This is a genomic window from Acetobacter tropicalis, assembly GCF_001580915.1.
Lineage (GTDB): Bacteria > Pseudomonadota > Alphaproteobacteria > Acetobacterales > Acetobacteraceae > Acetobacter > Acetobacter tropicalis.
In genome coordinates, this window is sequence record NZ_LHZQ01000207.1 from 16,854 (window position 1) to 29,241 (window position 12,388).

Consider the following 12,388-nt stretch of genomic DNA (forward strand, 5'->3'; position numbering starts at 1 on the left):
CCAACTGGTTTTTCAGCCTCAGAAAAAACCACCACACACCTCTTATCCCGGCGGCGTTTCTGCGCAGTCATTCACTCTGAGCGATACAGATGCTTCTGCGGCTTCTGGTGTTTTTCACGCTGTTTTGGAGACCATGGCTCCTATTCAACTCTATCTCTTTCTGAATTACGCCGGTCCATGCAAAAAGCTGAATTGACCTGTGTCAAAAAAAGCCACGTTTCCTTTCTAGGGCAGACATGACTTATAGAAAGCCTTGTTTTGAAAAGAGATTTCCTGCCCCTGAAACAAAGATTTCATGGTTGCCATGAACCGGCAGGAAGAGCAGAGGACAGCTTGATGGAACTGAGTGTAAAGACCCTGGGTAATCTGCCCGCAACGGTCGTGATGTCAGATTATGACCGCAGCGCGGTGCGGCCGGGCATTGTGCATTTGAGCGTCGGCAATTTTCATCGCGCTCATCAGGCTGTGTATGTTGATCGTGTTCTCGCTCTGCCCGAACAGGGCGGCTGGGGAATTGTTGGTGTCGGTCTGCTGGATACACCCGCAGAAGCAGCGAAGGCTGCGGCATTGCAGGCGCAGGACGGTCTTTACACTCTTACGGAATGCCCGGCGGATAAACCGGATGTGGTGCGGGTGATCAAGTCCCTGGTGGAGTATGTTCACGCCCCGGCGGATCGGGCTGCGGCCATCCGTCGTCTGGCTGATCCGGCTATCCGGGTGGTCACCATGACCATTACGGAAGGCGGCTATTATATGGATGAAGCTAGACAGTTCATGCCCAGCCATCCCGATATGGTGGAGGATCTGGCACGGCAGGTTCCCCACTCTGCTTTTGGTGTCATGGCGGAAGCCCTGCGGTTACGGCGCGAAGCTGGCATTGTGCCGTTTACCGTATTGTCGTGCGATAATGTGCCTCATAACGGGCATGTGGCGCGCAAGGCTCTGGTGGGCTGGGCCGAACAGCGGGATAAAGATCTGGCTGGCTGGATCAGCCAGAACGTGGCGTTTCCTTCCTGCATGGTTGATCGTATCACGCCCGCTGTGCGGGAAGCTGATATTCAGCGTCTGGATGCCGCAAGCGGCATAGAAGATCGCGCTCCGGTTTATTGTGAAGATTTTATTCAGTGGGTGGTGGAAGATACGTTTCCCTCAGGCCGCCCTGACTGGGAGAAAGTGGGCGTTCTGTTTACACAGGATGTTGCGCCCTATGAGCAGGTGAAACTGCGTATGCTCAACGCCACCCATTCCATGATGGCGTTGCCCGGTGTGTTGATGGGATACCGGGTTGTGAGTGATGCCATGCAGGACGTCAGTCTTTACGCTCTGCTGCAACAGTTTCTGGGGTTTGATGCGGAGCCTCTTTTGCAGGCTCCTCCCGGTATGGCGTTACAGGAATACGGGGCGCTGCTGCTCTCCCGTTTCCGCAACAAGGCCATAAGTGACCAGCTTGTGCGCATTGCGTCTGATAGCGCCTCCAAGCTTCCGGTTTTTATAAGGCCTACCGCGTCAGGTGTTGTTGCGCAGGGGCGTGACGCGCGCCGGATAGCCTTTTTGCTGGCCTGCTTTTGCGCCTATCTGGCAGGGCGGGATGAAAAGGGTGCTGCGTATGATGTGCTGGAACCGCACCTGACAGAGGAGGATAAAAAGCTGGCATTTGATGCTGATCCAGCCAAGGCATTGGAGATGAGTGTTTTCTCTGGCTGGGATCTGGAAAAATCAGATGCGTTTGTCACGCAGTTTGTAGAAATGCGGCAGGCCCTTAAAGCACAGGGTGTTCGGAAAACCCTCGAAACCGGCGTTCTGGCCTGAGGGTTTCTTTTGGCCCTATTCTTTTAATTGAGAGAACGGCGCCCAGCAGCGGCCATCCCGTGCCAGCAGGGCGGATGCTGAGGCTGGGCCGTCCGTGCCCGCCTTGTAAGGTTCGGGCGGTGTAGGGTCTTTGGCCCACGCCTTCAGAACCGGGTCCACTGCCCGCCAGGCTGCTTCTATATTATCGGCACGCTGAAACAGGGTGGCGTTGCCTTGCAGACAGTCATACAGCAAGGTTTCATACCCGACATTGGGTATGCTGCCGAAGGCTTGTTCATACCGGAACTGGGAAACAACTTCCTTCACTATGGTTTCCGGGCCTGGCTGCTTGGTATTGAAGTGCAGATCCGCTCCTTTTTCCGGACGAATATTATAGACAAAGCGGTTAGGAGTCTGGGCTGCGCCCTCCGCCGTATGAAAAAGCGGATGAGCTGTCTGTTTGAACTGCACCACAATTTCCGTCACGCTGGAGTCCAGCGCTTTGCCCGTGCGCAGGTAAAACGGCACCCCTTTCCATCGCTTACTGTCAATTTCGATCTTCAGCGCAGTATAGGTCTCGGTGCGGCTGTCGGGGGAAACGCCCTTGCTGTCCCGATACGCGGGAAGGATGCGCCCCTTTATCAAGCCAGCTTCATATTGGCCTCTCACGGCATTTTCGGGAGAAATGGGCCGGATAGCCTCAAAAACCTGCTGCTTGGCGTTTCGAATGGCTTCAGGTTCAAGCGATGTTGGGGGTTCCATGGCCACCAGCGCCAGAATCTGGAACAGATGGTTGGGCACCATATCCCGCAGGGCCCCTGTGGCGTCATAGAACACGCCGCGGCCTTCTACCCCCAGTATTTCTGCGGCGGTAATCTGGATATGATCAATATACTCGCACCGCCAGAGCGGATCGAACAGAAGGTTGCTGAAGCGGAGTGCAAGCAGATTCTGAACGGTTTCTTTCCCCAGAAAATGATCAACCCGGTAGATCTGTGATTCCTGAAGGAAGGAGAGCAGGTGCGCGTTCAGCGCCTGAGCGGACTGGAGATCCGTTCCAAACGGTTTTTCGATAACCAGTCTGCGGAACCGATTGTCTGTTTCCTTTAAAAGACCGGCCTTGGCGAGCGTTTCTGCCGCAGGCTCAAAAAAACGCGGTGGCGTGGCCAGATAGAAAACAGCATTCCGATCGCCAATATCCCGAGCAAGGGTGCTAACAGCGTCAACTGACGTAAAATCCAGTGTCTGATAGGTCATGCGCTCGGTAAGCCAGGACCAGGCGGTTTCATCTATTTTGGGTGTATAGAATTCGGCATGGCTGTCCTGAGTGAACGTCTCCATCTTGGCGCGTAGGGAGGCTTTCCATGAGGCGGACGTCAGGTCTTCCGCACTGACGCCAATAATCCGGAAGTCATCAGGCAGGAATTTGTTACAGGTGAGGTCATACAGGGCCGGAACCAGCAGCCTGTGGGTCAGATCCCCCCCCGCGCCGAGAATGACCAGCGTGCCAGCCGGTGCCGGTTGCGTGGCGGCCGGGGCAACAGGAGCCCCCGCCGGGATGCATGTGGGTGAAAGCTGAACCAAGACCGCTCTCCTTTATGCGTGGGCGACTCCACAAGGGGCGCCTTTTGAAAAACAGGGCTTTTTATGGTCCTGCCGGGAGAGGAACAATTCCATTTATGTCCAGTTTGGTCTAGGTTCGCCGCCCGGTCAGGCATTCAACAAGAACAGAAGATAGGGAACGTTATGGGGTATCGGGTTGCAGTTGTCGGAGCCACAGGTGCGGTTGGGCGTGAAATCTTAAAGACACTGGCGGAGCGGGAGTTCCCGGTTGACAAGATTGTGGCCCTGGCATCTCCTCGTTCTACCGGGCGTGAGGTTTCCTTTGGCGATAAGGTTCTGAAAGTACAGAACCTTGAAACCTTTGACTTTACGGGGTGGGACGTTGCCCTGTTCTCCCCAGGTGGGGCTGTTTCCGCCAAATATGCGCCGGTTGCTGCCAAGGCAGGGTGCGTGGTGATTGATAACACCTCCCACTTCCGTATGGAGCCGGACGTGCCGTTGGTGGTGCCGGAAGTGAACCCGGATGCCCTGAAGCGCATGAAGCGCAACATTATTGCCAACCCGAACTGTTCAACCATTCAGATGGTGGTGGCGCTCAAGCCCCTGCATGATCTGTTTACGCTCAAGCGTGTGGTTGTGGCCACGTATCAGGCCGTTGCGGGCGCGGGCAAGGACGGTATGGATGAACTGTTTGCCCAGACTCGGGGCAGTTTTGTGAACGATCCGCCCAAGATCGAACAGTTCCAGAAACAGATCGCCTTTAACTGCATTCCGCAGATTGACCGCTTCATGGATGACGGCGCCACCAAGGAAGAGTGGAAAATGGCCGTGGAAACCAAGAAGATTCTTGATCCCGATATTTCCGTGATTGCAACCTGCGTGCGGGTTCCGGTGTTTATCGGTCATTCTGAAGCGGTGGTGGCCGAATTTGAGGAACCTGTGGACATCAAGCGTGCGCGTGAAGTGCTGCGTGAGGCAGATGGCGTGATTCTGCGCGATGAGCGTGAAGACGGCGGGTATGTGACTCCAATTGAATGCGTTGGGGAAGACGCAACCTACGTTTCACGCCTTCGTGTCGATCCCACTGTTCCCAACGGTCTCGCATTCTGGTGTGTGTCCGATAATCTGCGGAAAGGTGCGGCTTTGAACGCGGTTCAGATTGCCGAAACCATGATCGCTCTGGACCTCCTTCCCAAACACGGCTGAGTGAGGCGGCCCCGCCTCTCGGTGTCGTGTTGCCTGGTTGAATTGACCACTCTGCGGGTGGGGCGTAGGACGAAATCAATGCAGAAACGCTGGCACTAAGCCAGTGTAGGGATAGACGGACGGGATACGAGGCTGACAATGCAGGATATCCGGAAGGCCCTCTACGTAGGGAGCCGAAGTGACGGCAGACTCATTCAGCGGCCTATGTCGCCGCATCTGCAAATTTACCGCTATCGGCTCTCCATGGTTCTTTCCATTTCGAACCGATTGACCGGTGTTGCAGCAACAGCGGGAGCGGCCTTGGGCGTGTTCTGGCTTGCCGCCGCCGCCAAGGGGCCGAAATCTTTTGAAACGGCACGCAAGGTTACAGGTAATCCGGTTGGCCAGCTTCTGCTGGTAGGATGGCTGGCTTCTGTTGTGTACCACACGGTGGGCGGCATCCGCCATCTGATCTGGGATAGCGGTTACCGCTATGACAAGACGGAAATCAACAAGGATGGGCCGGTTGCTGTTGGTGTTACCGCTGGGGTGAGCACGGTTCTGGCCGGTGCCCTTCTGGGTGTGGCGGGTGGCCGGGCACGTTCCCGCGCCAAGGCAAGGAAGGCAGGCTGACATGAACGCTTCTGTTTCTCATATCGAGGTCATGCGCTCCCAGCTTGGCCGTGCACGTGGGCTGGGCGCAGGTGGATCAGGCGTAGGGCACTGGTGGGCGGAGCGTGTTTCCGCAGCGGCTCTTCTTCCTCTTTCAACGTGGTTTGTTGTTCAGATGTTCCGTCTTGGCGGGGCTGATCACGCGGAAGTGGTGAAATGGGGCGGCAAGCCGGTGAACGCCACAATGCTTACCGCACTGATCATCACCACATTCTACCATGCCCAGATGGGCCTGCAGGTGATTGTGGATGATTACGTGCATGGCAAGGCGCACCTGCCCACGCGAATTCTGGTGAAAATCGGAACGTCTCTGATCGGACTTCTGGGCGTGTTTGCGGTCATCAAGCTGGTGGCGGCGGGCAACAGCCAGAAATCCTGAAAAAAACTCTGAGCCTTGTGCCGCCTGCCTGACAGGATCTGCGCGGCACGAACCTGAAGACATGACAGGCCGAACGCACATGGGAGCGCCGTCACGATGAATGCCAATACCTCTCCGTCACGGGGAGCCTACCGGATTATTGACCACGCTTATGATGTTGTGGTTGTGGGTGCAGGTGGATCCGGCCTGCGTGCTACGCTGGGCATGGGGGCTGCTGGCCTCAAAACTGCCTGCGTGACCAAAGTTTTTCCCACACGGAGCCATACCGTTGCCGCCCAGGGGGGGATCGGGGCTTCTTTGGGAAATATGGCGGAAGATAACTGGCGCTGGCACATGTATGACACCGTAAAGGGGTCTGACTGGCTGGGTGATCAGGACGCCATTGAATTCATGTGCCGTGAGGCCGTGCCCGCCGTGCAGGAACTGGAACATTTCGGTGTGCCGTTCTCCCGCACGGAAGAAGGCAAGATTTACCAGCGTCCGTTTGGCGGCCATATGAGCGATTACGGCAAGGCCCCTGTGCCACGTGCCTGCGCTGCTGCCGACCGTACCGGCCACGCCATTCTGCATACGCTGTACCAGCAGTGCCTGAAACATAACGTTGAGTTCTTTGTCGAATACTTTGCCATTGATCTTATTATGGATGATGAAGGCGCCTGCCGTGGTGTTGTGGCGTGGTGTCAGGATGATGGCACGATCCATCGTTTCAATGCCAAGATGGTTGTTCTGGCAACCGGTGGATATGGTCGCGCCTATCAGTCCTGCACCTCAGCCCACACCTGCACGGGTGATGGCGGCGGTATGGCCATGCGTGCTGGCCTGCCTACGCAGGATATGGAATTTGTGCAGTTCCACCCGACTGGTATCTACCCCGCCGGCTGTCTGCTGACGGAAGGTTGCCGTGGTGAAGGTGGGTATCTGACAAACTCGGAAGGCGAGCGCTTCATGGAGCGTTATGCGCCAACGGCCAAGGATCTGGCATCGCGTGACGTTGTTTCCCGCGCCATGACCATCGAGATCAAGGAAGGCCGTGGTGTTGGTCCGAAGAAAGACCACATCATGATGCATCTGGAGCATCTGGGGTCTGATCTGCTGCACCAGCGTCTGCCGGGCATTATTGAAACCGCCCGTATCTTTGCTGGTGTGGACGTGACCAAGGAACCTGTGCCGGTTCTGCCGACCGTGCATTACAACATGGGCGGTATTCCTACCAATATTCATGGTGAAGTTGTCCGTCCAACGGCTGATAATCCTGATGCCGTTGTGCCGGGCCTGATGGCGGTGGGTGAAGCCGCCTGTGTGTCCGTGCATGGGGCTAACCGTCTGGGCACGAACTCCCTGCTCGATCTGATCGTGTTCGGGCGTGCGGCGTCCAAGCGTGCAGCAGAAGTTGTGAAGCCCACGGACTTTGTAAAACCTCTGCCAGCAGGTGCAGGCGAAGCCGCACTCGATCGTCTGGACAAGCTGCGTTATGCCAAGGGTGGAACCAAAGTCTCCGCCATGCGTGATCGTCTCCAGCGTGACATGCAGACCCATGCCGCCGTGTTCCGTACGCAGGAAAGCCTGCAGGAAGGCGTGGACAAGATTCACGAAATCTGGAGCGGTTTGGGTGATATCTCCGTTTCTGACTCATCACTGATCTGGAACAGTGATCTGATGGAAGCTCTGGAGTTTGAAAACCTTCTTGCTAACGCGACAGTAACCCTTGAAAGCGGTCTGGCCCGGCATGAAAGCCGTGGCGCCCACGCGCGGGATGACTTCCCCGACCGTGATGACAAGGAATGGCTGAAGCATTCCGTTTCCTGGCTGGATGACAAAGGCAGCGTGTCGCTGACTTACCGTCCGGTTCATATGAAGACACTCACCAATGATGTTGAGGTCTTCCCACCCAAAAAGCGCGTTTACTGATCTGTCGGCACGAACGGGCGAATAAGGGAGGTAAAGATGGTCGAACTCAGACTGCCGCGCAACAGCGAGATCGGGAAAGGCAAAACCTTTCCCGCGCCAGCCGGGGCCAAAAACGTTAGAACATTCAAGGTGTACCGTTGGACACCGGATGATGACAAAAATCCGGTTGTTGATTCCTACGAACTGGATCTTGATACAATTGGGCCGATGGTGCTTGACGCCATTATCCATATCAAGAACGAAGTGGACCCCACGCTGACATTCCGGCGCTCCTGCCGTGAAGGAATCTGCGGGTCCTGCGCCATGAACATTGATGGTGAAAACACGCTGGCGTGTCTGAAGCCTATCAAGGACATCAAGGGCGATGTGCGCATCTATCCGTTGCCGCATATGCCGATTGTCAAGGATCTGGTGTCCAACCTTGATGGTGCTTACGCTCAGTTGCGTTCCATTGAACCGTGGATGAAGTCTGACAGCGCGCCGCCGCCGGATTCAGAACGCCGCCAGAGCATTGAAGAACGGGAAAAGCTGGATGGGATGTGGGAGTGCATTCTGTGCTTCTGCTGCACAACCTCCTGCCCGTCCTACTGGTGGAACGGTGACCGTTATCTTGGCCCGGCCGTGCTTCTGGCAGCGTATCGCTGGATTGCGGACAGCCGTGATGAACATACGGGCGACCGCTTGGATTCTCTGGAAGATACGTTCAAGCTGTATGCCTGCCGTACCATCATGAACTGCACCCAGACCTGCCCCAAAGGCCTGAATCCGGCCAAGGCAATTGGGCGTATCAAAGAACTTCAGATTGAGCGGAAGCTCTGACGTCAGTCAGAATGGTTTCCGTTCCAGTCTGTCAGAATGAGGGTCTGCTTTAGGGAGAGAAGGCCTCTATTTTGAAACGTAACGCCCCCACGCTGTTTAGGTACAGCGTGGGGGTTTGTTTTTTTGCGTCTTCTGAAATGCATAAGGATGGGTGGGACACAGGCTCTCGCGTGATATGGCAGGCGCAGTCAGGTCGCTGAGCGGCACTTATCATCATGAGGGAGTATTCAAGCAGAATGGCTTCTTTTGCCAAAATGAAGCAGAAAGGACTGGAGACTTTGGCCTGTGTGCCAGAGCTGGCACGAATGCCTTCGTTCCTGTTCTGGGTCCTCATGATCCTGACGGTCTGCTATTTTGTCAGCGACAGCATTCTGCCTTTTTCAAATGGAGATATCGCATATTATGTGGTGGTAGGGCGCGGTATGCTGCGCGACCATCTTCTACCTTACACCTATGCTTTTGATCATAAACCTTTGGGCGTCTATCTGGTTTATGCGGTGTGGGACTATATTGTTCCCCTTCCTTACGGAAAATTCGAACTGTTAGCCTGTGTGCTCATGGCGGCCTTTGTGCTGCTCTGCCGCATTTTTGGGTCGTTCAACAACTGGTTGGCCTGGCTGATATTAACAGTGGGTGGTTCTGTTTTTGGTGTTCTGGATGGGAATACCGAAACGGTTCTGGTGGTAGGGGAAGCCCTATTTCTCAGGCTGCTTTATAAAGGCAATACTCAGGGAGACCCCTTCCTTTTCTTTGTAGCAGGCCTGGTTTTTTCCGGTGTTGTGAACGTCAATTACCTTTCTGCCGTCTGTCTTTTCCTGCCGTCCTTATTGCTCTTTCTGGCACCTGGATGGTTTCGTCTCAAGCATATCATGCTGGCAGCCATGGGGCTGGTAGTGGGGCTGCTCGTTCTGTTTTCTCCTTATCTGGTGGAAGGACATGGGGCATTACAAACGTATTTTTCCATGCAAAGCGCATTTCTGCATCACTATGGCGCGTCTTTAAAAGCCCGTATGCGGAGTGTGCTGTGGTGCGGCATTTATACGGCGTTGCTCTTTCCGGTGCTTCAAGGCTGGTTCAAACGTTTTCCGCTTAGTCTACATGGGACAGCGAGAAAAACACTTCTGCTGCCGTTGTGGTTTTTGTCTTCTCTGCCTGCGGTTATCCTGTCGGGGCATCCGTTTGAGCACTATTTTATTCTGTGCTTTGCGCCGGCTGCCATCATGGCGGCGATTCTGTTCGAGAAAAGCTACGCCTTCCCAAAGTATAGCTTATTACCCTTCGCATTGTTTTCCATAGGCTATATGGTTCAGGAAACCCGGAAAATCCTGAATGAAAGACTGTATTACACTCGGGTGGACTACGCGTTTCTCTCAAAAGAAATAGGAACGCAAAAAGTTCTGAATATCCGGGCAGACCACACCGCATTCTATTCGGCGGATTTGCGACCGTTTGATGTGTATCTGTTTCCAACACACATCGATATTGTGTTCGGAAAAGAAAATGCGTGGAAACGCTACATGCAGGATCTTGTTCGCGGGCCAGCGTATGTGCTCACGCCGTATGATGGGTGTGCCCGCAATCAGGTTGAACCAGTTGTGTGCAGGTGGCTGACAACACATTACAAACGGATATATTCTCTGAACACACGGCGGGTTCACACTGAAAAAGCCCAGCGTTTTTCGCTTGATCTCTATAAGCTGGTGTTATCTGAGAGGAGCGGTTACTTGAAGGGGGGCGCACCATTACTGAAACAGGACTGATTTTCTTAGAAAGGTAGCAGGGGTGTTCATGATGCAGTCAGAAGATATTGCAAACAGTCCTTTTCGTTTTCTGGAAAGTTGAAAAGGCAGATTATGTTGGTCAGGAATGCAACGGAACGGGACGCAGTAGCCATAGCGCACATCTATAATCACAATGTTCAGTTCAGTACGGCGATCTGGAACGAGAGAGTGGTGGATGTTTCTGACCGCGTGAAATGGATCAGAGACCGGCAGGCCGCAGGCTATCCAGTGCTGGTTGCGCAAGGTGAGGCGCAGGAGGTGGTGGGGTATGCCAGTTTCGGCCCATGGCGGCCATTTGATGGATACCGGCACACGGTTGAGCATTCCGTGTATGTTCACCCGAACCATCAGCGCAGAGGAATTGGTCGTCTGCTTCTGGAAGCCCTGATCTCGCGTGCTAGAACAGATGGGCTGCATGTGATGGTTGCCGGGATAGAGGCTGGCAATACTGGTTCCATAGCGTTGCACAAGGCTTTGGGGTTTGAAGAAACCGGCGTGATGACGCAGGTGGGGGCCAAGTTTGGTCGCTGGCTTGACCTTGCGTTTCTGTGCTTGCGGCTGGATGACCGTGCCTGTCCCTGAAAGGCGTGTCGTGCGGAATAGATTGACGGCATGCCCTTGAGGGTGGGACACATCATCACCTCTTTTATGATCAGGAGCTTCGTGCAGTCGTGTTTGACGGCCAACTGACTTCTCTGGCGGGCCGTACACGGGCCTGGACTGATAGCCTGTTTGTAGACCATGCCGTGTTCCGGCTGGTGTGGACCAACTTTCATACCGTTGTGCCGGGCAAGGTGTATCGGTGTAATCATCCGACCCCTGCCCGCCTGAAACAGGCCATGAAGCGCTATCATCTACGTACGCTTGTCAATTTGAGGGGGCACCGGAAATGTGGCTCGGATGCTTTGTCCCGTTCAACGGCGCATAAGCTTGGTCTTGCCCATGTGGACATGGCTTTTGAAAGCCGTGGCGCACCACATCGAGACCGTATTTTGCGGTTCGCGGCGCTTTATCAGAACATTGCTTTCCCCATGCTGATGCATTGCAAATCCGGGGCGGACCGGGCAGGCCTCGCGTCAGGACTGGTGGTGTTGTTTGAGGGCGGAAGTGCAGCGCGTGCGCTCAAGGAACTTTCCTGGCGGTATGGGCATTTTCGTGGGTCGCGCACCGGCATTCTGGACGCCTTTTTCATGCGCTATCAGGCCGAAGCGGAAGGACGCCTGCCGTTTCTGGACTGGGTGCAGGATGAATATGATGAAGTGGCGCTCAAGCGGGATTTTGTCGCCGGCAAACTTGCCTCTTTCATGACGGATCAGGTGCTGCGTCGGGAATAGGCACTGGCGAGCAAAACAGGGGCAGGATGTATGGAGCATAAGCCTGCGGGAGCCCGAAAGACGCATGTCTTCCGGCATGGAACCATGCTGGCCGCAGCGTTGGCGCTGGTGTCCTGGGGAAGCGCTTATCCCGTTGTGCGCATGGCGCTGCATAGTATGGCGCCCATTCCTCTGGCTGCGGCACGCTATGCGGTTGCAGCCATTGTGGCGTTGGTCTGGGTGGCCTGGAAACGGCCGCTGTTGCCACGAGTACAGGATCTGCCGCGTTTTGCGCTGTGTGGCGCAGTCGGCATTACGCTTTATAACATTCTGTTCAATGTAGGTGAGCAGACGGTCTCTTCTGGTGCAGCAAGCCTGCTGATCAGTTTTTCACCCCTCATATCAGCCTTTATTGCGGTTGTGTTCCTGGGGGAACGTCTTTCTTTATGGGGCTGGGTGGGGTCTCTGGTCAGCTTTGCCGGTGTGGTGTTGATTGCACGCAGCCAACCGGGTGGCCTTGCGTTTGGTTCCGGCGCTGCGGATATTGTGGGGGCAGCGTTTTCTGCGGCCCTCTACAACACGCTCCAGAAAAAACTGGTGGCATCTTATGGTGCTTTGGCAACCACGGCGTATATCCTGATAGTGGGTGCTGTATTGCTGGCACCCTGGTGGGCCGAGGCGTGGCACAGCCTGAGTATTGCGGGACCAGGCACATGGGGGCTGGTGCTCCAGTTAGGTCTGTTTCCCGCAGTGTTGGGTTATGGGGCGTGGGCCTATGTGGTGGGGCATCTGGGCGTGGCGCGGTCTTCGGGGCTGCTTTATCTGCTTTCTCCCACCACGTTGGTGTTGGCGTTTCTTTTGGCCGGAGAAGTGCCCACATTCAGAATTCTGCTTGGCGGCGCCATCATCTTGAGCGGGGTGGCTTTAATGAATGCTAAAGGCCGAAAACCAAAAAGCGCGGGATAGGCAAAAGAGAGGCA

General features: G+C 55.2%; 11 protein-coding genes. 10 read left to right on the forward strand and 1 reads right to left on the reverse strand.

Going from position 1 to position 12,388, the window contains the following annotated elements:
• Positions 1-336 precede the first annotated feature (336 nt).
• Complete coding sequence (locus tag AD944_RS09075) at positions 337-1,809, forward strand: mannitol dehydrogenase family protein (protein ID WP_045541813.1); 1,473 nt, start codon at positions 337-339, stop codon at positions 1,807-1,809.
• Between the two features lie 15 nt (positions 1,810-1,824).
• Here AD944_RS09075 and zwf read toward each other — a convergent pair whose 3' ends face one another.
• The gene (zwf, locus tag AD944_RS09080; protein ID WP_045541814.1) at positions 1,825-3,372 is read right to left on the reverse strand and encodes a glucose-6-phosphate dehydrogenase; all 1,548 of its coding nucleotides are present in this window, start codon (positions 3,370-3,372) and stop codon (positions 1,825-1,827) included.
• Positions 3,373-3,534: 162 nt separating this feature from the next.
• On the opposite strand from zwf, the gene AD944_RS09085 reads away from it, so the two are divergent.
• The 9 genes from AD944_RS09085 to AD944_RS09125 all read left to right on the forward strand — a co-directional run bounded on the left by AD944_RS09085 (position 3,535) and on the right by AD944_RS09125 (position 12,374).
• Entirely contained in the window at positions 3,535-4,557 is a 1,023-nt protein-coding gene (locus AD944_RS09085) for an aspartate-semialdehyde dehydrogenase (RefSeq protein WP_006557557.1), read from the forward strand.
• Positions 4,558-4,695: 138 nt separating this feature from the next.
• Positions 4,696-5,169 carry a succinate dehydrogenase, cytochrome b556 subunit gene (gene sdhC / locus AD944_RS09090; RefSeq protein ID WP_045541815.1) on the forward strand — a complete coding sequence of 158 codons (474 nt, stop codon included), beginning with the start codon at positions 4,696-4,698 and terminating at the stop codon, positions 5,167-5,169.
• 1 nt (position 5,170) lies between these two features.
• On the forward strand, positions 5,171-5,587 hold the full coding sequence (gene sdhD / locus AD944_RS09095) for a succinate dehydrogenase, hydrophobic membrane anchor protein (RefSeq protein WP_006557559.1): 417 nt from the start codon (positions 5,171-5,173) through the stop codon (positions 5,585-5,587).
• Positions 5,588-5,683: 96 nt separating this feature from the next.
• Positions 5,684-7,495 carry a succinate dehydrogenase flavoprotein subunit gene (sdhA, locus tag AD944_RS09100; RefSeq protein ID WP_045541816.1) on the forward strand — a complete coding sequence of 604 codons (1,812 nt, stop codon included), beginning with the start codon at positions 5,684-5,686 and terminating at the stop codon, positions 7,493-7,495.
• A 36-nt stretch (positions 7,496-7,531) separates the two neighbouring features.
• The gene (locus AD944_RS09105; protein WP_006557561.1) at positions 7,532-8,314 is read left to right on the forward strand and encodes a succinate dehydrogenase iron-sulfur subunit; all 783 of its coding nucleotides are present in this window, start codon (positions 7,532-7,534) and stop codon (positions 8,312-8,314) included.
• 236 nt (positions 8,315-8,550) lie between these two features.
• Positions 8,551-10,074, forward strand: coding sequence for a hypothetical protein (locus AD944_RS09110; RefSeq protein WP_052427119.1), 1,524 nt, complete (start codon positions 8,551-8,553; stop codon positions 10,072-10,074).
• A 93-nt stretch (positions 10,075-10,167) separates the two neighbouring features.
• Positions 10,168-10,677 carry a GNAT family N-acetyltransferase gene (locus tag AD944_RS09115; RefSeq protein ID WP_045541817.1) on the forward strand — a complete coding sequence of 170 codons (510 nt, stop codon included), beginning with the start codon at positions 10,168-10,170 and terminating at the stop codon, positions 10,675-10,677.
• Between the two features lie 89 nt (positions 10,678-10,766).
• Positions 10,767-11,429, forward strand: coding sequence for a tyrosine-protein phosphatase (locus AD944_RS09120; protein WP_045541818.1), 663 nt, complete (start codon positions 10,767-10,769; stop codon positions 11,427-11,429).
• A gap of 30 nt (positions 11,430-11,459) precedes the next feature.
• The gene (locus AD944_RS09125) at positions 11,460-12,374 is read left to right on the forward strand and encodes a DMT family transporter (protein WP_179946470.1); all 915 of its coding nucleotides are present in this window, start codon (positions 11,460-11,462) and stop codon (positions 12,372-12,374) included.
• Positions 12,375-12,388 lie beyond the last annotated feature (14 nt).